25 protein-coding genes and 1 pseudogene are annotated in these 20,290 nt (G+C 42.3%); 2 read left to right on the top strand and 24 right to left on the bottom strand.

Annotated features, from left to right (window positions below; all coding sequences use genetic code 11):
• Nucleotides 1-7 precede the first annotated feature (7 nt).
• The gene (locus ACRRU2_RS01945; RefSeq protein WP_331698317.1) at nucleotides 8-1,048 is read right to left on the bottom strand and encodes a response regulator transcription factor; all 1,041 of its coding nucleotides are present in this window, start codon (nucleotides 1,046-1,048) and stop codon (nucleotides 8-10) included.
• Nucleotides 1,045-2,832, bottom strand: a complete 1,788-nt coding sequence (locus ACRRU2_RS01940) for a histidine kinase (RefSeq protein WP_432499779.1) — start codon at nucleotides 2,830-2,832, stop codon at nucleotides 1,045-1,047. The genes ACRRU2_RS01945 and ACRRU2_RS01940 overlap by 4 nt, the downstream gene beginning before the upstream one ends.
• Nucleotides 2,833-3,195: 363 nt before the next feature.
• Between ACRRU2_RS01940 and ACRRU2_RS01935 the strand changes: the two genes are divergently transcribed.
• Nucleotides 3,196-4,053: a Ku protein gene (locus tag ACRRU2_RS01935; RefSeq protein ID WP_331698321.1), complete on the top strand. Its 858-nt coding sequence runs from the start codon at nucleotides 3,196-3,198 to the stop codon at nucleotides 4,051-4,053.
• Between the two features lie 57 nt (nucleotides 4,054-4,110).
• Here ACRRU2_RS01935 and ACRRU2_RS01930 read toward each other — a convergent pair whose 3' ends face one another.
• From ACRRU2_RS01930 to ACRRU2_RS01835, 20 genes and pseudogenes are all read right to left on the bottom strand, one after another.
• Nucleotides 4,111-5,160, bottom strand: a complete 1,050-nt coding sequence (locus ACRRU2_RS01930) for a DUF1835 domain-containing protein (RefSeq protein ID WP_432499778.1) — start codon at nucleotides 5,158-5,160, stop codon at nucleotides 4,111-4,113.
• Between the two features lie 47 nt (nucleotides 5,161-5,207).
• Complete coding sequence (locus ACRRU2_RS01925; protein WP_331698323.1) at nucleotides 5,208-5,678, bottom strand: 8-oxo-dGTP diphosphatase; 471 nt, start codon at nucleotides 5,676-5,678, stop codon at nucleotides 5,208-5,210.
• A 32-nt stretch (nucleotides 5,679-5,710) separates the two neighbouring features.
• Nucleotides 5,711-6,169, bottom strand: a complete 459-nt coding sequence (locus ACRRU2_RS01920) for a GNAT family N-acetyltransferase (RefSeq protein WP_432499777.1) — start codon at nucleotides 6,167-6,169, stop codon at nucleotides 5,711-5,713.
• On the bottom strand, nucleotides 6,166-6,297 hold the full coding sequence (locus ACRRU2_RS01915; protein ID WP_331698325.1) for a hypothetical protein: 132 nt from the start codon (nucleotides 6,295-6,297) through the stop codon (nucleotides 6,166-6,168). Before ACRRU2_RS01915 ends, ACRRU2_RS01920 begins: the two co-directional genes overlap by 4 nt.
• Before the next feature lie 4 nt (nucleotides 6,298-6,301).
• Nucleotides 6,302-6,850 carry a GNAT family N-acetyltransferase gene (locus ACRRU2_RS01910; RefSeq protein ID WP_432499776.1) on the bottom strand — a complete coding sequence of 183 codons (549 nt, stop codon included), beginning with the start codon at nucleotides 6,848-6,850 and terminating at the stop codon, nucleotides 6,302-6,304.
• Between the two features lie 26 nt (nucleotides 6,851-6,876).
• Nucleotides 6,877-7,497, bottom strand: a complete 621-nt coding sequence (locus ACRRU2_RS01905; protein WP_432499775.1) for a histidine phosphatase family protein — start codon at nucleotides 7,495-7,497, stop codon at nucleotides 6,877-6,879.
• A 21-nt stretch (nucleotides 7,498-7,518) separates the two neighbouring features.
• Complete coding sequence (locus tag ACRRU2_RS01900; protein WP_432499774.1) at nucleotides 7,519-8,112, bottom strand: AAA family ATPase; 594 nt, start codon at nucleotides 8,110-8,112, stop codon at nucleotides 7,519-7,521.
• Between the two features lie 4 nt (nucleotides 8,113-8,116).
• Nucleotides 8,117-8,677: a hypothetical protein gene (locus ACRRU2_RS01895; RefSeq protein WP_331698328.1), complete on the bottom strand. Its 561-nt coding sequence runs from the start codon at nucleotides 8,675-8,677 to the stop codon at nucleotides 8,117-8,119.
• A gap of 268 nt (nucleotides 8,678-8,945) precedes the next feature.
• The gene (locus tag ACRRU2_RS01890) at nucleotides 8,946-9,764 is read right to left on the bottom strand and encodes a GNAT family N-acetyltransferase (RefSeq protein WP_432499773.1); all 819 of its coding nucleotides are present in this window, start codon (nucleotides 9,762-9,764) and stop codon (nucleotides 8,946-8,948) included.
• Nucleotides 9,765-9,780: 16 nt separating this feature from the next.
• Entirely contained in the window at nucleotides 9,781-10,491 is a 711-nt protein-coding gene (locus ACRRU2_RS01885) for an alpha/beta fold hydrolase (protein ID WP_432499772.1), read from the bottom strand.
• A 33-nt stretch (nucleotides 10,492-10,524) separates the two neighbouring features.
• Nucleotides 10,525-10,968 (bottom strand): hypothetical protein, encoded by a 444-nt coding sequence (locus tag ACRRU2_RS01880; protein ID WP_432499771.1) that lies wholly within the window; start codon nucleotides 10,966-10,968, stop codon nucleotides 10,525-10,527.
• 14 nt (nucleotides 10,969-10,982) lie between these two features.
• Nucleotides 10,983-11,222, bottom strand: coding sequence for a hypothetical protein (locus ACRRU2_RS01875; protein WP_432499770.1), 240 nt, complete (start codon nucleotides 11,220-11,222; stop codon nucleotides 10,983-10,985).
• A 130-nt stretch (nucleotides 11,223-11,352) separates the two neighbouring features.
• A complete protein-coding gene (locus ACRRU2_RS01870) occupies nucleotides 11,353-11,907 on the bottom strand; it encodes a methylated-DNA--[protein]-cysteine S-methyltransferase (protein ID WP_432499769.1) in 555 nt (184 codons plus the stop codon).
• The gene (locus ACRRU2_RS01865) at nucleotides 11,897-12,469 is read right to left on the bottom strand and encodes a bifunctional transcriptional activator/DNA repair enzyme AdaA (protein WP_331698334.1); all 573 of its coding nucleotides are present in this window, start codon (nucleotides 12,467-12,469) and stop codon (nucleotides 11,897-11,899) included. Before ACRRU2_RS01865 ends, ACRRU2_RS01870 begins: the two co-directional genes overlap by 11 nt.
• Before the next feature lie 320 nt (nucleotides 12,470-12,789).
• On the bottom strand, nucleotides 12,790-13,557 hold the full coding sequence (locus ACRRU2_RS01860) for a sugar phosphate isomerase/epimerase family protein (RefSeq protein WP_331698335.1): 768 nt from the start codon (nucleotides 13,555-13,557) through the stop codon (nucleotides 12,790-12,792).
• A gap of 148 nt (nucleotides 13,558-13,705) precedes the next feature.
• On the bottom strand, nucleotides 13,706-14,593 hold the full coding sequence (locus tag ACRRU2_RS01855; RefSeq protein WP_331698336.1) for an SMP-30/gluconolactonase/LRE family protein: 888 nt from the start codon (nucleotides 14,591-14,593) through the stop codon (nucleotides 13,706-13,708).
• A 49-nt stretch (nucleotides 14,594-14,642) separates the two neighbouring features.
• Nucleotides 14,643-15,108 (bottom strand): annotated as a pseudogene (locus ACRRU2_RS01850) (PhzF family phenazine biosynthesis protein).
• A gap of 84 nt (nucleotides 15,109-15,192) precedes the next feature.
• The gene (locus ACRRU2_RS01845; protein ID WP_432499768.1) at nucleotides 15,193-15,612 is read right to left on the bottom strand and encodes a DUF1801 domain-containing protein; all 420 of its coding nucleotides are present in this window, start codon (nucleotides 15,610-15,612) and stop codon (nucleotides 15,193-15,195) included.
• 20 nt (nucleotides 15,613-15,632) lie between these two features.
• Nucleotides 15,633-15,794 (bottom strand): hypothetical protein, encoded by a 162-nt coding sequence (locus tag ACRRU2_RS01840; protein WP_331698339.1) that lies wholly within the window; start codon nucleotides 15,792-15,794, stop codon nucleotides 15,633-15,635.
• Nucleotides 15,795-16,461: 667 nt separating this feature from the next.
• Entirely contained in the window at nucleotides 16,462-17,952 is a 1,491-nt protein-coding gene (locus tag ACRRU2_RS01835; protein WP_432499767.1) for an MDR family MFS transporter, read from the bottom strand.
• Between the two features lie 168 nt (nucleotides 17,953-18,120).
• Here ACRRU2_RS01835 and ACRRU2_RS01830 point away from each other — a divergent pair, with 168 nt between their 5' ends.
• Nucleotides 18,121-18,993 (top strand): TetR/AcrR family transcriptional regulator, encoded by an 873-nt coding sequence (locus ACRRU2_RS01830; protein ID WP_432499766.1) that lies wholly within the window; start codon nucleotides 18,121-18,123, stop codon nucleotides 18,991-18,993.
• A 300-nt stretch (nucleotides 18,994-19,293) separates the two neighbouring features.
• Here the strand turns inward: ACRRU2_RS01830 and ACRRU2_RS01825 are convergent, their stop codons facing one another.
• Together ACRRU2_RS01825 and ACRRU2_RS01820 are read right to left on the bottom strand one after the other, a co-directional pair.
• Nucleotides 19,294-19,749 (bottom strand): GNAT family N-acetyltransferase, encoded by a 456-nt coding sequence (locus ACRRU2_RS01825; protein WP_432499765.1) that lies wholly within the window; start codon nucleotides 19,747-19,749, stop codon nucleotides 19,294-19,296.
• 28 nt (nucleotides 19,750-19,777) lie between these two features.
• Nucleotides 19,778-19,951, bottom strand: a complete 174-nt coding sequence (locus tag ACRRU2_RS01820; RefSeq protein WP_432499849.1) for an S-layer homology domain-containing protein — start codon at nucleotides 19,949-19,951, stop codon at nucleotides 19,778-19,780.
• Nucleotides 19,952-20,290 lie beyond the last annotated feature (339 nt).

The following is a 20,290-nucleotide window of genomic DNA, read 5'->3' as shown; positions in this document are numbered from 1 at the left end:
CAGCGGTCTAAGATAAAGCCTTTTCCCTATATTCCAAGGGTGAGACGCCAAAGGCTCGTTTAAATACTTTGGAGAAATAAGGGTAATCATAAAAGCCGCATTGTTCGGCAATGGTGCTTATCCGCTCCTCATCCCCATTTTCCAGCTTTGTCCTGACTTGCTCCAGACGGTACTCGCTTATATACTGCGTAATAGGCATATTCATCACTTCCCGGAACATTTTACTTAAATAAGCAGGGGATACTCCGGCGCATTCCGATAAATATTGCAAATTTAAGTCCTCGCGCGAGAAGCTGGCCGCAATCTCAGTTATTACCAAATCAACTACACGCTTGTTGCGCGGCGCTCGTTTATCTGCAATAAGCTGAACCTGCTCTAGCAGGAATAACTGCCAGTTATGAAATAACTCCTCAGCCGAGCTTGATGCTTGCTGAAGCTGAAGCTCTTCTTCTATAACTGAAGGAATATGCTGAATTAACTCTGCTGTATATGCTACATAAAAGTGAGACATCAGCTGCTGCAGCTCTAGCAGAGTAAGCTTCCGTTGCGAACAAAACTGCTTCCATTGCGCCAGCAAATGCTCAGCCTCATCCATTCGCTCGCCAAGCATGCTTCGAGTCAGCTGTATCACCGTATCCTTCATGACTCGCACAAGCTGATAATCTGATGCCCAAGCATCGGGCGTTCTCAGCCTTATTTTGAGCAGCATCTCTTCCATCTTTTCTTTTGTAACCGGCTTAAGCAAGTAGTCCGAAACCCCGTATTTAAGAGCCTGCTGCGCATAACAAAAATCGGCATATCCCGTCAAAATAACGATTGCAATATGCGGCTGGCGTTCCTTTACCGCTTTAATCAGCTCCATGCCATCCATCACTGGCATTTTTATATCAGATACTATTAAATCCGGAAGCTCTTGCTCCATCATTTCCAAAGCAGCCTTGCCGTTCTTCGCTTCCATGCACAATGCAATATCCGCATGCATTTGCTGAAGCAGCGTAATAATGCCTCGCCTTATAATCGCCTCATCGTCTACAACCAACACTTTCACGCTGTCGCTCCCCCTTCCTGATGTAAGATTCTTGGCAGCCTTACCCGTACAATCAATCCTCCCCAGTCAGAATGTGACAGCTCGATGCCGTAAGGGGCGCCAAAGCGCAAGCGAATCCGAAAATGCACATTCAGCATGCCGATGCCATGACGGGTATTCAGATGCACCGGTATAGTTTCCGGCATTTCTTTTACATCCTCCAAACGAAACAAGTCCATCATGCTCAGCATTTGCTCCTCGCCCATGCCCTCTCCATTATCCTCAATTTGAATGACATAGGATGCATGACTTTCCTCGTAGCCTGATACTGTAAAAAAATAATCTCTTTCTCCGGTAAAAGCATGATAGTAAACATTTTCGATAAGCGGCTGCAAAGTAAGTTTAATAATAGAATAATCGTATAAATGCTCTGGGATTGATAAGTCAGCTTCGATATCAGGATAGCGTTCCGCCTGTATAAGCAAATAGGTTTTCACATGCTCCAGCTCTTCTCCGAGCGTAACCTCAATATGCTGTTTTTCAATAGAATATCTAAAAAAGTCGGCAAGCGCCTTGCTCATATGATTAATGCTTGGCACTTGATGAACAATAGCAAGACAATTGATCGTTTCTAGTGTGTTATAAAGAAAATGAGGATTGATTTGGTTTTGCATCGCCTTTATCGTTGCTTCCTTCTGCTGAAGCTCGGATTCCATCTTTTCCATGCCTACGACATAAACCCGCTGGATCAGCTCTGATACTCGTGCTATCATTTTGCTGAAACCAAGGCCTAGTGTGCCGATTTCATCCTTATATTTAGTCGGAAACCTGACGTCGAAATCCCCCTTTTCCACATGCCTCATCAGCTTCAGCAGCTTGCGAATAGGTCTGACCAAAGTTAAAGAGAGCAAAATCGAAATGACTAGCGTGATCATAAACACTGCAGCTACGACAACCGTTCGGAAGGTTTTTATTTTCATCACTTTATCAAGCAGCGATTGCTTATCTACATAAGCGCGGACCTCAAATCCTGAATATTCCAGCGGTGCGGTCATAGCGATCCAGTCAGCGCTCTCCTCCGGTTTAGGCGGGAAAGAAGCAAATAATTTGGTGCCTGTCGTATGAATCAGCTCAATGTACAAATCATTATCTGCCAGCAGGTGAAAGGCGTCCCCGAACATTTTGGCGTTCAGCCGTATTACAATCATCCCGTCCCTGCCGTCAATATCATATTTAGCCATCGTCAAATATACAGAATGAAGCGAACGATCCTGATAAAAAATATGCTCCTTCGTCAACTCCGACCAAAGCGCCTTCTGTTTTCGGGTAAAATTGCGATACCATTGATGAGTTCGGTAATCTATAGCTTCATTGCGCACGAAGCGCGGATCATAGAGAAACCGCTCCTTGCCGTCTTCATCCTTACGGATTAAAAAAATGGACTCTACATCCCCTGAATACCTCATTTGAAACGCTTCCAAAACTTTATAAGCATTGAGCATATCCTCTGTTGTCTTTATATCTGATATTTCTGCTTTCATCAAATCCAGACCTGTTTCGGAGTATTCAAAGAAATAATACATATCGTTGACGATTCGTTTCAGCTGGTTGTCCAGATTCAGAGCCGCTTGATTGATCGAACGCTGAACGCGGTCAATCTCGTTGCCAATCAAAATATCCTTAAAATAAATTTGATAAACCGTAGCAATGCTGAATACGCCGATCATCGATACTAAGCTTATCGATACGAATATTTTTGTAAATAAAGAACGATTCATTAAAAAAGTCAGCAGCCGTTGGAGCATCCTTCACGTATCCTCTCTTAATGATTTCAGGTGACTATATCTATGACACGCCGCTAACAAATTGTCAATATCCTTTCAGCAGCCAAATATTTCAGGGCATACAGGTATAAACATTTTAAAAGCGGACAAAATAAGTTCATCGGCGTCGGAAGATGCCGTAGACAACCGCGGAGAAGACTTACGTTTCCCCATAAGTTCTTCGTCCGGTTTCTCCTCTCCCATGTATGGAGCTCTCGAAAGAGGGCTCCGATTTTTTTTGTACATAACATGAGTGGCGGACAATACCGTATAAATGTTCGTTTTTTTAGAAATAGTATAAATAACTGTTCTAAATAAATATTCAAAATGATAGGGGCTGAATATATGCATACTGTCTGGAAAGGCGCAATTAGCTTTGGGCTAGTTCATATTCCAATTAAAATGCATGCCGCTACGGAGGATAAAGATATCCACTTCAGGCAGCTGCATAAGGAATGCGGCTTGCCGATTTCTTACAAAAAAACATGCGGCAATTGTGATAAAGAAGTAGGGCCTGACGATATTGTCAAAGGCTTTGAGTACGAAAGAAATAAATTTGTCGTTATTAAAGAGGAAGAGATTGAAGCGATTAAGCCGGAATCTGCCCGCACCATTAAAATTTTGGATTTTGTCGATTTAAAAGAAATCGATCCGATCTACTACGACAAAACCTATTATCTTTCTCCGGATATGGCTGGTTCGGGAGCCTATGACCTGCTGCTTGCGGCAATTTCTCAAACGAATAAAATAGGAATAGCTAAAATTTCGATTCGAAGCAAAAGCAGTCTTGCTGCTATTCGTGTCATCGATAACTGCATCTGCATGGAAACCATGCATTTTCCTGACGAAATCAGGTCTGTTAATCAAGTGCCTAACTTAACCGATGCGGGTCTTGCCAAAATTGATGATCGGGAATTGCAAATGGCTAAAATGCTTGTGGAGCAGCTATCGAGCGAGTTTGATGCAGGAAAATATACTGATGAATACAGATCTTCACTCATCGAGCTAATTGAGGATAAGATTGCGGGAGAAAGCCCTGATATTGTTGCTGCTCCGGCAGCTGCGGGCCCTAGCAAAGTAGTTGACCTGATGGCAGCATTGCAAGCCTCTTTGCAAGCTGTGCAAATTCCTCAGGATCCTGGAACAGACAAGCCTAAACAGCCGCGTAAAACGAAAAAGGCAGCCAAGGATGTCGTATCATGATCACAAAGCAAAAAAACAAGCCCCTTCGTATGGGGGCTTGTTTGCTTGATGAAGTGGCTAGCTTTTTCGCCTTACACTGTAGTACCTCATCGCTCGCGGCACGCCTTTAATTTCCAGCAAACCATCGTAAATAAGCTGTCTTAGCCGGTATTCGTAGTAGCCGTCACTGATACATTGCTCACTATGCCCATATGCTTCGCCAATCACTCTTGCTGCTTTAATAAAGTCTCGGCTTGACTTGTAGGCGTGTAATTTCTCCACCGTCTCAAGCAAATACTCATCCAAATAATCCGCTGCAACGTTAAGGACCTTTTCTCCATCCCATACACGCAGCACCTCATCACTGTTAGCCAGCGACAGCCATTCATGCTCCAGCAGCCGCTTCATTTCGTGCGTTATTTCCCCTTGTTCCTTTGCCTCTCCATAAATAGCTTGAAGTTTATCGGGCGGGATTTCGCCCGTATGTAAATATTGAATTGACCGATCTGCCGTATTATATTTTTTCTCACAAGCCTCAGCAACATCGAAAACATATATTTTATTTGAATTATTTCTCAGCAAATACATAGCATATCTTAGCCCAGCCTGTTCGTGTGCATTTTTTCCGCACCATATTTCAATGGAAGCTTCGGCTGGAATATTAGCAATCTGTTTATTTATCTCTTGATAATAGGCAATATCATCGCAATCAGCCTCGTCGTTGTCATCGTTAATATGTTCTTTAAACCATTCGCTTCTATGTGCTCGGCCAGCCTCCACATGCAGCTGCCATAGAGGGCCGATAGAAAAGTGGTCGCGAAAATTTATTATTTTGTTTGAATCCACATACCCGAGCTGTCTAATCGCAAATTTCAAGCTGCCACCAATAGAATCACCGAAAACGATATGCACCTTCGTGGTAGCAGCGTTCGGCGCCCAGTATGATACCGGATTATGGGGAACTAATAGCTTCTCATAAAGATTTCTCAAGCTTCTGTATAAATCTGTTTGTGCATCCTTGTTCCTTTCAGCAATATCCAGCTGCATCTTGATCATTGTAAGCAGCTGCTTTGCATCTTGCGAGGAAATATCCTGAATCGCCATCCGTAGTGCTAGTCTTTTGTCCAAAAGCTTTAACCTGCCTTTCGCAACCTATTAAGCTATCCCGCTCACAATTACTCATAGCATTTAAAAATTTCATCAAAAAGAACTTTATTTTTGTTATCCCAGACGAGACTACGTTCAAACGTGCCTGCTCTGAAAAAAAGCGGAGCCCGCTGCTTAAACCAATCCTGCGCAGGCAGTAAATCGATATCGCATTTGTTTACCCACCGCAATTCCCCTTCTGGCGGGTGTTCAAGCAGAGTGCCTTCGTACGACGTGGCTAAATAATTAAATACCATGTAACGCAAATTTTGCACGGGATCACAAAATTCATCCAGCCCTTTATAGGTAATATCCTTCACAATAAGTCCAGTCTCTTCTCTTACTTCGCGAATTGCGGCCTCTACAATACTTTCTGGAAAATCGACCTTGCCGCCTGGTGCAATATAGCCAGGAAACCCCCGATCCGCAGGTCTATTAATTAGCAAAACCTTGTCTTCATCTTCCACCATACACATCGTATACAATTTATGATTAATCATTGCTGTTACTTTCCCCCGCGTTCAGCTTGTCATTATAAGTTCATACTTAATCGGATCATGTCTACGCACGGAATGCCATTTTCAATAATCGGTTCATCGTAATGCTTTATAAAAAAGTCTTTTTCCACCTCAGTAATGCGAAAACCGCATTTCTGATACAGCAGCAGCTGATAAATGCTGGAATTGCCTGTGCCTACTTCTAACGTTTTAGCACCGAGCTGACTAGCTTCTTGTATAGCTCGTTTAATGAGTTGTTTACCTATGCCCTTGCCTTGACAAGCTTCAGCTACCGCTACATTGATAATTTCCATTTTAGCTGAGGCTTTCTTAACTAATACGATTACGCCTACTATTTCGCCATTCTCCTCAGCAACTAGGCAGTGACCCGATTTTAAATACTGCTGGACAAGCTTCTCTGACGGGTCAGCCAATAGCAGCAGCGGCAGCGGCGCTGCTTCCCCCTCTGCAAGATATCGGATCGCTATGCTCATAAGCTCACCAGCTCGTAATGTTCCACGGTCGGGAACGGATCATAAAAAGATGAAGCTTGCCGAAAGCTTAGTTCAAACTCTTCTGTTTGTCCCGGCTTGATTTGCAGAATTGCGACTTCTAGTATCATATCTTTACTCCTTATTATGTGTATATTCAATTAGCCAGCAATCTCTATACTTTCCCTCATGAAGCTCATGCTCCTTTAACAGCTGCTTTTTGACAAAGCCGCATTTTTCATATACATGAAGCGCTCTTTCATTCCACGTTTGCGGGTCCATGACTATTTTGCTGGCAATGCGCTGCTCTGTTAAATATTTTATCATGGATTGAATAAGCTTTGTGCCGATTCCACGCCCCCAATATTCCGTCTCGCCAATAAATTGATCCATGCCAAAAATAATTTCTGACGGGTTCGAGTAGCCGTATGCTGCCTGGTCCTCCTTATCCAGCTCATAAAATTGCAAATATCCGATCGATAGACCATTATATTGGATCAAGCATGGTGTAACATGCCTATCCTTGCTATAAAAATTTTCGCGAACTAATGCCAAATCATGTGGACGATCACGTCCTTCGTAATAAGCAAGCACAGTTGGATCCGACAGCCACTTTACTAACAGCAGGGCATCCTCATCTGCAAGCAGCTTTAAACCGATTTCCTTGTATTGAAACAATTGCATAGCGCCCCTCCTGCTTCAAGCAAATACTATTCTTTAAAATGCGAAATATCACCATGAAGTACAATTTCGGCCTTGTCTTCTTCAATAACGATCTTGCTTAAACACGTTGGATGAATATAAGGAAGCTCCCATAGCTGTTTCATGGGCCTGTCCTCGAAAAAAGCCATTAACACCTTTACGACTACCGTATGGGTTACAATTAAAATATGTTTGCCGGAATGATGAGCAATAATTTCGTTCAATTTATGTACAGCGCGGTTAGCTACCTGTTGGAATGTCTCGCTTCGCTCTACCGCAAACAGCTCAGGATCATTCCAAAAGTGATCAAATTGTTCGGGATGGCTCTGCTTCACCTCTTCTTGCTTCCTGCCTTCCCATATCCCCAAGTTAATTTCCTTCAGCTCATCGCTTTTGTAAATCGGAATTTCCCTATCCTTCCGTATAAGCTCCGCTGTTTTCATTGTTCTTTCGCTTGAGCTTGAATAAATGACATCTATTTTTTCGTTTTCTAATGAATCGCCTAACCACTTTGCCTGATTAACGCCCAGCTCGGTAAGCGGAGAATCCTGATGGCCTTGGAGCCGATGCTCAATATTCCATTCCGTCTGTCCATGTCTGACGATGTAAACCGTTGTTTTTTCATTCATTGCTTCCACTCCTCTAGTTCTTTAAAATAAACGTATATGTTTTAATTTTACAGCAAGACGGTCATAGCTTTTTTTCAATTTGCTTCTAGAATCGGGCAGCAGATCAATGCCTAGCTCCATCGCTATTTGCTCTGCAACCTGTTCTATGGGAAGATTATTTGTATTTATTTTTTGTTCAAAAATCGGGTTGGAGTGTCCTTCCAGACACCGGTCAATCTGTGCTGCAGCCCACGAATTCGCTCCTTCCGCCCTAGTTCTGAGTCTTTTCAGCAGGACTTCCTTCGATGCGTATAATGTAAAATGCCGGACATCAAAGCCGTCTTGTTGCAGCTTGCCAACAATTTCTGCAAAATATTGAGGATTTACGATTGTCATTGGCACAATAATGATCCCGCTATATTGATCTGCCATCATTTTTAAAAAAGTATAATTAATTTCACGCCAAAGCTCGAAATCTTGAAAATCATTTTTTGCCAGAGCAGTCGGAATATTTTTTCGTATATAATAGCCTGCTTCTTCGGGATCAAAAATAAATGATTCAGGAATTCTGCGATGTAATTCATGTGCAGTTTGCGTCTTACCAGATCCAAAGGCCCCGTTTATCCAAACAATCATTGCATCACCTCGTTCTTATTACTACTACTAAGCCTAATACAGCAAAGCAGCAAGCAATAGCAATATAAATAGCTACTGTTTTGAAAATTCGCAGAAACCATTTATTAAAATCTGTGACTAAAGTCAACGTTAATGGACTGTCGTTATTGGCATGATCTAGGGATGTTTCTATTATATAGTCTCCCTGCTCGATCACACGAAAAACGAATAAAGATTCGCCGACGCTGCCATGATACATGTACGATTTAGACGTGTCACTTTTAACTTTAAGTAAATTATGATTTTTCAAATGTTGAATAGTAAACTCAAGTCGATGCTCAAGATTTTGAATACGATCAAATTCCCCAAATTCAATCGGGCCAAGCTTTTTTGTAGTCTTGAGGTATTCGTAAAAAACGGTATAGACCCCTGGCTTTAAAGTCAGCTCATGCTTAGGATAATCTAGGCTTACTCGATTTTTGATAGTACTTTGATGAGTTAAAATAATAACGGCATGAGCAATCCCTGCTGCAAAAACAGCAATGGCAATAATAAAAAAAATGTACTTTTTTAAGTCCGCAAGCAATTTATTTCCCCCACTTTGATAAGCTAATAGCTAAAATTCAACTAAAAATATGATCCTTCTGCTACTTTTATCGTTTTCTTGAGAAGTTTTTCAGAAGACATACCATTATTATACATTGCAGGGAGAACGAACAACACTACAAAAAGTAATAAGCCGGCATCCTTAATAAAGGACACCCGCTTGTTTTCTCAACTTAAGCTATTTTTATGTGCTATCGTTTCAAATTGCCTTCCTCAATTGCCTCGTTAATAATTTGCTCCTTACCTGCTTATCGATCCATCTTTTCCGTCCATTTTGCTCTTAAATAACCGATTTTCATCCCTGTATGCTCCATATTTCTATGACTTTGCGAACCAAGCGCACATTGCCCTACAATAATTTCACAGTTATTCTCAAATGCAGTGTTGATTCTTTTTTGCAGTAATTTACGATGCAGGCCCATGCCTCGAAATTGAGGTAGTGTTGCAGCAAAAGTGAGTGAGGCGACACTGCCTTTTATAAACATGACTGCTGCTGCAGCCGGCTCCCCTGAAACCGAGGCCAAATAAAATTTCCAGCCGGGGCGGTCATACAGCACTGCATTATTGGCTGCTATATGGGGTATTCCGTTATCTGTCATTCCGAAAGATTTGCAGTGGATAGCTGCATATTGTGAAAATTGGTCTTTTTCCAGCTCTTTTATTTCAATATCCTTGACATGCTCCTCTGCAAAAAAACGCGGCGACATATATAACGAAGTATGAAAGCCTGAAACATATAGCCCAGCATCTGCCAGGCGGTTTAAAAATGGCTGATCAACAAGCGTCGGAACGATTTCTAGCTGTACATTCCTTTGCTTCTCTTTGTAATAGGCTAATATTCCCTCCAAATAATCTGCACTCGTGCTGCGCAGCCCCATTACAGTGTTGAAGGAAGGCCATGGCATCATTTTGCTGTAAAAAGCATAGGCTTGTCCAAATTTCAGTATGGCAACTCCTTCCGGATTGCCGGTTCTAGACTGTATCGCCAGCATACGATCCAGCATATAATCTCTTTCTGACAGCTCAATTGTTTCAAGCAGCTCTTGCGAAGGAGTTAATGACATCATATTTCCAGCCTCCAACTCAAATGTTATTAATAAAATGCTGTACGGCCAAATATAGCTCCTGCTTTTCTGTACCTCGTATATTATGCCCGCTATGTAAAAATTCACGGAGCTGCATGGCAGCAAACATATTGCGATAGCTGGCTATCCCTTCATCCGTAAGAAGGGTGTCGCTAAGCATCCCGCGCGTCACTAACACAGGTTTTTCAAACGTAAAAAAGATGTCCTGCTGAGTTGAATCGTTCTGAATACCGCGGACAGCTGCAGGACGTATATTTCTTTTTGCAGTAATTACATAATTGTTTATATAATCCTCTTGCCAGCTGACAGTCATCGCTCGATGTTCGGGCGGATAGTCTTCTACTAGAATAGAAGCAATTTTTTGTTTATTTTGACTTGCATAGGATAAAGCATAAGACACGCCCCTGGAGTATCCAAACAAATGAATAAGCGGCACACAAGCCTCCCCTATAACTGCTGCAATATCGGACACATGGTGCTCTAAATCATAGCCTTGCTGCGGCGTATCGCTCTGCCCTCTTCCCCGAAAGGATAATGCGATACACCTGCGCGGCAATAGCTCCTCCATTAAATCTGCATACTCTTCTGCAGTTTCGGAAAGACCCGGGCATATAAGTACAGGTGTCAAGCTTGGATCCGCCATGTCCAATGAATCAAGATAATGAATGGCTAAACCATCATTTTCAGCAAAATTTGAACGTACGCTCATGTCTTTCCTCCCTTGGCATTCTCTCTCCATTCTTTACTTTCCACCATTGGCTTTCAATCGCTTTTTCTCTCTTATGTTATACCAGCGGATAATAAATAGAATTGCAACGAACAGAAACGCAATCAGCTTGCCCGTGTCCATAAATTCTCCTTCATATTTCCCTACAAAGTTACAGCGTATATAACCGTCTTTCGTTTTTACAGCGATCGCTTCCCCCAGTTCTATCCCTTTCAGCATATAATATTTCGTCCCGACAGGGTAAACATTTGAGAAATTACCGCTATATGTTCCTTCCTTATCAGAGTAAGAAGTCACCTGTCCTATTATTTTTCCAATATTATCTGCGTCAACTTTTTCATTTGTAATTTCATAGGTATTTCCAGCATATACAACAAAAGCGCGCGCCCAATCCGCATTTACGGTCGGTACCAACGTACAAAATAATATAATGACTAGTAAAGATTTTCGCAGCAGCATCTTTATCAGCCTCCTTACACCATCCTATGCGCTACCTCCTCCATAAGTTGCAAAATGTCATGGGCAGAAAATAATTGCTCTATATGATAGATGCCGCCCGGATTTATTGACTTATAGAGAGAATCCACCACATATGCTGCTACTGCTGCAGTCATGGCCGAGTGATCCTTTCCAGTCGATCCAGCATATTTTTTGCTATGCTCCACTGCTTTTTGCAAATTGCGCCCGGCAGCAATGACATTTCTGCTATACATATCCGCCCACTACTAAAATCTGGTCCTTCATTGTCATTTTCCTTATAATTGATAATAATTATCAATTATAAGGAGAATGACTACAGTCTACCATCCCGCATTCGCGGGATTGTGCAGCCTAGCAGCTGCCTTAGAACTGGAACCTAGCATGTCCAGCCTCCAAAGTGCCAGCGATCCCTTCTAGCTCCAGCAGCTTTTTCTTCATATTTAAGCCGCCTCGGAAGCCTGTCAATTTTCCCGCCTTACTAATAATCCGATGGCAAGGCAGAATGATAGGAATTGGATTAGCGCCGCTTGCGGCGCCGATTGCTCTCGAAGCTGCCGGTCTGCCTACTGCAGCAGCAATATCTCCATACGTTCTTGTCTGTCCATAAGGGACATCGCCAAGTGCTTGCCAAACCTTTTTTTGAAATGGTGTACCTATCAGATCAAGCGGAATATCTGTAAAACCAACTGGTTCCCCTGCAAAATAGGCTTGCAATTTTTCCAGTACTCCTGTTGAGGCTATTGCCTTTTTATCTTCCTGCAGCACTCCCTGCGATGCATTCCGGGCAAACCAGGTGCCCCAATGCTCCAAGCCTTCATGTGGAAAAATAATTCTGCAAACCCCTTTCTCACTTGCTGCTACAAACCATTCCCTTCCATCCAGCCCGATACCTGTCCACTTTATTTGCTTAGCACCCATTAGTCGTCCTCTCCTTTTGGCGAAATTGTGTCGGGATTTGCTGCATATGCTGTTTAAACCATTTGGTGAAATGGGCAGCGCTGCGAAATCCAATCTGCGCCGCAATTTCCTTCACTTCCAGCTCGCTGCCCTTCAGCAGCTGCTTGGCGGTCTCCAACCTTTTCTCATCCACAAATTGCGCAGGAGAGCGCCCTGCTGCCCGTTTATATACACGTTGAAGATGAAAGGGGCTGATCTTGAGCTGCGCAGCCAGCACCTCCAAGCTAATCCTCTCTGTATAGCGAGCCGCTAATATAGCGTTGGCTTGCTCCACAAGGACAGCATCTGGCCCGTGCTTCCCATTCTCTTCCGGCTTGCATCGCTTGCAAGGTCGAAATCCGTCTTTGATAGCAGCATCAACACTCGGATAAAGCGTAATATTTTCACGCTTAGGCGTTCTAGCCCGGCAGGACGGGCGGCATACTATTTTTGTCGTTTTCACACCAGTATAATAAATACCGTCAAAGGTTGTCTCTTTATTTGCTATTGAAGCATATACCTGATCAAATAGCTTGGTATCCATTTCTCATTTCTCCTCCGCGCAAATATACTGTCTTTATGACTAGTATACATCTGACCAGCTGTCCGCCCAAGACATTACAAATACGACAGCAATATTTCGATAGCTGCTGTTCAATACAGATGACGAATCTACGATCCATTTTAAGCAAAAAATTTATTATTTCTTGTATCAAGGATAAACGGCTTACGCCATCCTCTGGACGAGCGCGTTTACCGGTGAAATATAACGATTAAGGTACAAAAACTTATACTGTCTTATATTATTTATAAAACAAACAAAGTTCTGCGGCATCGCAGAACTTTGTTTGTTTTTGTAAATTTTTATTTATCAGCCAATTGCTTCAAATAATTGAAGCTAATCGCCAGGCTTTCGAATGGATCGCGCAAGCATACATCCTGCTCAACGACGTACCATTCCACACCAATCTCGCGGCATCCATCGATGATCGCTTTGTAATTCATATTACCTTCGCCAATCTCAGCAAAAACCTGCTTATTGTCAACAATCGCCATATCCTTCAGATGCACAACTGCCATGCGGCCATCGACAAGCTTAATCATCTCCAGCGGATTTACACCACCAGTTTGTACCCAATACATATCGAGTTCAAAGCCAAAGCTCTCTCTGTTGCTTTCGGACAGCAGTATATCCATGCCTGTCGTGCCGTCGAAATTCGTATATTCAAAATGATGATTATGATAAATAAATTGCAAGCCTTGCTCAGCCAGCTTGGCAGAAATTTCATTGGCGATTGATGCAAATTTCTTATAGCCCTCTGCGCTGGAACGAAACTCTTCCGGGAGGCCTCCAAGTCCAACGTACTTGCAATCCCATAGCTTATGCTGATAAATGACATCTTCCAAATTTTCTGTAAGCGCCTTATAGCTGACATGCGTTGCACAAATTTTAAGGCCAATTTCATCCGCAATTGATTTAACTGTTTCATGCGGGATTGGGCCGATACCGGACACTTGGACAGCCTGGTAGCCAATTTCTTTCACCTTTTGCAAGGAAGCTCGCAAGCCTTCCTCGTCTTTGCAAAATTCCCGCAATGTATACAACTGAGCTGCAATATTCGATAATTTCATATTCTCGCCGCCTTATCTGCAAACGTATTTTAGTGCTGCTAATCTATACTCAGTATAGCATTATGAGCACTTGCCCACTTTACTTACGTTTACATTCGCAGCCTATTCATTTAACTGCTATTGGACTATTTCAAAGATTAACCCTGCTTTAATTGCTTTCCTGCAATGATTTGTATCTTTGAGCCGGCAAGCCTTTTACGCCGGGCGTGAATATGAAGCAGCTTCCCGCCAATGGCTCCGCAAGCAAATGCTCTTCGCTCAGGCCTTCCTTGGCCGATGTAATAAAAAGCTGATCCAAATTGTCACCGCCAAAGCAGCAGGACGTAATATTCGTTGCCGGCACTGATATGCTTTCTACTTGCTTGGCAGTAGCCGGATTCCACCTTGATACGCAGGCTCCTCCCCAATGCGCTACCCAAAGCATCCCTTCAGCATCAATTGTCATTCCGTCTGGGAAGCCTTGTTCTTTTTCAATCGTAATAATAGCTTTGCGGTTACTTAATTCGCCTGTTTCAGCATTATAATCGAATTGATGAATCTCTCGGGTAGGAGTGTCGATGTAGTACATTTTTGTATCATCGCTGCTCCAGCAAATCCCATTTGAAATGCTAACATGGCTAACAGCTTGTCTGACTGAGCTGTCACGTTCAAGACAATAGAGCGCTCCTGTCTCAGTTTCGCCCTTCATCGACATCGTTCCTGCCCAAAATCGTCCGGAGCGATCGCATTTTCCGTCGTTCATGCGATTATCGGGCAAATGCTCCTCGACTTTTCCGATTTCGCTCAGCTGCTGAGAAGCCAGCTCCAACCGGTAGAAGCCTGTTTTCATAGCACATATCAAGCTTCCTCTGCCAGCTGGTACAGCTGCACCGATCAAATCATTAAGCTGGATCGTTTTCAGTTCCTCCGTTGCAGGATAATAAAAACGAATCTGCTTGGCTATAATATCTACCCAATAAAAAACTCCTTCATCCTCAAGCCATACAGGTCCTTCGCCCAGCTGCGAGATTGAACCGGCTACTGGTTTAATTGTCATTTAGACGCCTCCTTCGTTGATTCGCATATCTCCTCGCTGTGTAATCAGCCTATTGCAATAACGTACCCTTTACAACCGTCACCGCTTGGCCAGAAATTAATATGCGTTCTTCAGCAACAGCAAGCTTAAGCAGACCCTGTCTTTTGGAAAGCTGCAGCGCCTCCAGCGTACTTTTCTGGAGTTTATTGCTCCAGTAGGGACCTAGACAGCAATGAGCTGATCCGGTAACAGGGTCTTCATTAACACCTAGACGCGGATAAAAACACCTTGAAACAAAATCAACATGCACTTGCCAACGTTGCATGGCCGCATAAATCAACCTCGCTTTCGGGTGTAAACCATCTTAGCAAATAGCCTCCCTCTTGCTTGATCAGAAAGGCTGTCTCTGACAAATTCATCTCAGCAGCAATTTCCTGCATCCGATAATCAGTAATTTCAGCATCCAGCAAGCATACTGCTGCTGGATTGCCCCCAAAAGGCTTATTTGTGAAAGCGTCCACAATATATAGTTTCATCCTTTAAACGCCTCCAGTTTATCCACGTGCCAAGATGATCTACAAAAATAATATTCCCTATTGCCTTCATATTTCCTTCTTTACTTATATGCGAGCTGCTTCAATCCACTTATTAATGACGACTATCAGATTTTCCTTATTTCGTACTACATCATTCATATTGGCAAACTTTATGATTGCTCTGTCATCCGCCACCCATTCAAGCAAGCCTGTAGGATCGTCCATTATGCGCCCGTTAGCCGCACGCTTCTTTATCTTTGCGCCACAATGAAAAATAAGTCTGAAGAAACCTTTTCCTTGCAGGTTGAATGTAATTCTATCGTCATTGTCCACGCAAAAACTAGGGGCGTTCCATTTCACGTGCTCTGCCAGTTGATCATTTGCACTTAAAATGATAGCACGCACCTCTTCGATTTCAAGCTTCAAAGGATGCTCCAGATCCTCCATAAATAGTGCTGCTTCTTGTTCGCCAGTCAGTTTAGATTTTTTTGAGGGCGATGGCATGAATGAGTCTCTCCTTCTATTTAATAGTCATAATCATTTCTGCTCTTTAAATACTGCTTTATTTCACGAAGCTCCTGCAATATTTCTTTTGTATGCTGTCTGTTATGTGAGTAATCTACACCTATCCGGACGGATAGAGCAGTTAGAAAAACACCAATTAAGACCATTAATAATGTTCCCATACTCATTAATCCTCCAGTTTCTATAACATTGCAGCTCAATTGTACCATATTTACCCAATACTTTTCTGTTATTTGCCAATAACAAGGATGAATGGCTCCGCCGTCCTTTAGACAGGCGCGTTTACCGTTGAAATATAAGAACAGATACAAGATTACAAACTTATACTTTCTTATATTTCAAAAAAGAACCTATCGGTGATCTAACTTGCCGTCATCGTGAAGAACAAACGATGTGTCATTGCGGTACGGTCATCCATGACCGTTAGAACCAAAATGCAGTTTTTTTGTTGCATATGCGGACACTTATGACCATTAGAAGATATTTCCGCCGAATTCTTGAGCTTTTTTCGCGCTAACGGATATTTCTGTCCGCTAGAAAGTGGAAGTTGGCGAAAAATGAGCGCTAACGTTCATCACTGTCCGTATCGTTAGGATCATTTGAGCTCACCAGCCGCATCATACGCCAAACATACAGAACTACGCCATCTTCATCCCTGTTGCACCGTATGCATACTTCATGTACGGTCTGGTATCTTTTATGGCAGATTGTTCGAGAAGTAATTCGCATTAAGTTCCCAAAATCTGTTTCTTCCATGTCTCTGGCTTCTCAACAAAAAAAGCCCTTGCCGCACGGCAAAGGCTTCACTTCCATTAGAAAATTTTTTCACTACCTTGCTGCATCTTCCTTCTCGAGTTTTGCAACAGCAGCTTCACTGACATCAACACGCTTCATAAACAGTGTTAACAGCAAGGCTACTACAGAAGTAATCGCTGAAATAACAAAAGTAAATTGAATTCCCTCCAGCAAAGCAAGCTGCGAGATATGAGCTTTCACCTCAGCAGTAATTGTAGCAGGATCCAATCCTGACATTTGCTCGACAGCGCTCTTTTCAGCTCTGGAGTTCATAATCGTAATAAAGATGGCTGTACCGATTGCGCCTGCAACCTGCTGTACGGTGTTATTGACGGCCGTACCATGCGGGTTAAGCCGTGTCGGCAGCTGATTCAAGCCGTTAGTCATAAGCGGCATCATAACCATTGAAATACCAAACATACGAGCGCTATACAGGAAAATAATATATCCAATCGAAGTATCCACTTGCAGATGCGAAAGCATGTAAGTTGTTAATGTTGTAATAGACAAACCAACAAAACCAAGTACTCTAGGTCCAAATTTATCGAAAAGCTTGCCTGTTATCGGTGACATAATACCCATAACGATAGCGCCAGGCAGCATCATCAAGCCAGAATCAAACGGTGTAATGCCGCGAACGGACTGGACATAGGCAGGTGTAAGAATCATGCCTGAAAACATAGCTGCAGCATTCACAACGGAAATGATGGAGCTTAATGCGAACATCGGATATTTATACACTGTTAGGTTCAATAACGGTTCTTTCAGCTTGAACTGACGAATTACAAAAGCGATGATGGCGACAGCGCCAATCGCAATTGTTCCATAAACCGTTATATCTGACCAGCCAGCACTGCTTGCTGCACTGAAGCCGTAAAGCATACCGCCGAAACCGATCGAAGATAATAGAACAGACGTATAATCGAGAGATGATTTTTTCGTTGGCATCACGTTTTCCAGCTTCCATACTGCTAGCAATAAGCTGAGAATGGCAAATGGAATAATCATTTCAAACAATAAGCGCCAGTGGTGATATTCAACGATATAGCCTGACAATGTCGGTCCAAGAGCAGGCGCTGTAATCATTACAAGTCCAAATACACCCATCGCTGTACCGCGTTTCTCTCTCGGAAAGCTGATAAGCATAATGTTCATCAGCAAAGGCGACATGACAGAAGAGCCTGCAGCCTGGATCATACGGCCGGTTAGCAACAATCCAAAGCTAGGCGCAACAGCTGCAACAATCGTCCCTAATGTAAAGAGCGACATCGCTACAATAAATAATGTTCGGTTCGTAAACTTCAAAAGTAAAAACGCGGATACCGGAATTAATATACCGCTGACAAGCATGTAGCCTGTGGATAGCCATTGTACAGTGGAATACTTCTCGATGCCAAGATCGACCATAATCGATGGCAAGGCAACGTTCATTAGCGAGTTATTTAGAAACGATACAAATGCGCCAAAAAACAAAATGCCTATCATGAAATAGGGCGGTTTTTTTAAAGTTTTTAATTCGCTCATCCTGCTTTTTTTCTCCTATCATTATTAAGTATAAAATAAGGTCACTCGATGATTTTATATCATGAGTACAAAAATATCAAGTTTTTATACCGCAAGTACAAAACCGTTGTAAATGTCATTATTTATGATTACAATGTAAGGAGTATATAAATAGAGGAGAGGCGCTGTATGAATAAACGAAAAAAAGTGGTTGTAGACCATGCCTTGGCACTCTTTATAGAAAAAGGCATTCAACAGTCGTCAATCCAGGATATAATCGAGCGTGCAGGCATTTCCAAAGGAACGTTCTACAATTATTTCAGCTCCAAAAACGATTGCGTCGGCGCGATATTAGAATTAATTCGTTATGAAGCCAGCATCAGCCGCAGTGAACTGCTTATCGGCAAAGATAAAAAAGATCTTTCCGTATTAGTGCAGCAAATCGCAACCATTTCAATATTGAATGCAAGCCGGAATTTGTCGGCTATATTTGAAGAAATATTTCATTCTGGAGACATAGAATTAAAAAAGCTTGTTTTAACCTTTCGCTTATTTGAAATGGAATGGCTCGCCGATCGGCTTGTTGACGTTTTTGGCGAAGAGCTGCGTCCGCATGCGTTGGAAGCTGCCACTATCTTTTATGGCATTCATCATCATATTACCTTCACTGGCAGAATTATCGATCAGACTGATCTTAATTTATTGAAGGTATCACATACAGTGTTTCATTACATGAAGCATATTATTCAATCGTTAGTGAACGAAAAAACCGCTTTGCTTGACAATAAAAAGTTAGCACTGCTGCGGACAAAGCTCCGCTTTAACCGTATAGATAAACAGGAAATTATCCTTTTAATCGATGAGCTTAGATCAAGTGCTCAATTAACTAAGCCGCAGGCTGATTTGACGAGTGCGATGCAAGCTGAATTAAAGCATGAGCCTGTAAGAGACGCGGTTTTAACCGCCTTGCTCCAGCCTCTCATTAATGCCTTCCAAGGCTCAGACTTAATAGATCAAGCGAGGGAAATTACAAGCTTGACTTGGATGTATTTGAAGCAATAAGATAAAGCACTCCCAGCGGGAGTGCTTTATACTTTTTAGCAGGCAAAGAAGACAATCTTCGGTTGCCTATATGTATGATATGGACACACGTTCCGTTATTTGCCTTAAAACAGCCATTTATTTAATTTGGCGGTCACACATTCCGCTATTCGTGTCTGAATGGGGTTTTTTCTGCAATTTATGGATCAATAACGGAACGTCTGTCATTTAGCCGCCCCGAAACTGCGATTTTAGGCATAATAACGAATCCTCTGACCAGCTAGGAAAGCTGTCGCATCTTTATAAATACACCCTTAAAATTTATAAGCTTAAAAAGTAATGAAAAAATTCATTATCCCTCTTGTAGCCATTTTTCTCATATAGCCTTTGCGCCTGGATGTTATCAACAGCAGTTGAAAGCCCTAATCCTTTTACGTTCGAACTCACTGCGAGCTCTTTTGCTGTATCCAGCAGCATTTGAGCAACTCCTTGCTTTCGGTAAGGTTCTGTTACGTATAGATCATTTAATATCCATGTTCTTTTCATAGAAATAGAAGAAAAAGAAGGGTATAACTGCAGGAAGCCAGCTGCATGTTGAGAAGCCGTATCTTCTGCCAAATAAATGACAGATTGCTCATTCATCGTCCGCTCTTTCAAAAATAATACTGCTCCCTGCAGGTCAGAAGGCTGACCGTAGAATACTCTGTATTCGTTAAATAAATAAGCGGCCTTCTCAATCTGTTCCAATTGAACCTGTACAACATGAAAAACATTCATCCTGCAGCATCCTTTCTTTAAATGAATACTACTCTCCTATTTGCAAAGCCAAAAATCGCAAAAGCACAGTAACAGCCTCAACTCGTGTAGCTGTTTCATTCGGAGCAAAGCGATTATGACTGCGCCCATTTACAATGCCTTGCTCAGCAACAACTGCGATCGCTTCTTTTGCCCACTTGGGAGTATCGTGGTCATTGTAAATTTTGCAAACGGCTGCAAAGGCACGTCTATCTGCCGCGAAATATTGGGTGGGACTGGTTTTTTATTGTAACAATATGTATAGAATCCATAGTAGATTTCACAGCATGATATAAGGTTTAATTTGGCAAACGTTTTTATTAATTCTATTATATTAAGAGCTTCTTCATATTCTCCGATTATCATCTGTCGAAAAGTAAGATACCTAATAACTTCACACTTGTCAATTATTGATAGCTGGTTATATTTGTTGATCTCTGAGATATTTCTTTAATTCGCTTATATACGTCCTTATGATCGTCCATATCCAGTTTTGATGCAGATTGGATTAATATGCTTTCTT

Source organism: Paenibacillus sp. GXUN7292, assembly GCF_050864975.1.
Taxonomy (GTDB): Bacteria; Bacillota; Bacilli; order Paenibacillales; family Paenibacillaceae; genus Pristimantibacillus.
This window is presented reverse-complemented; position numbering and strand designations above follow the sequence as displayed.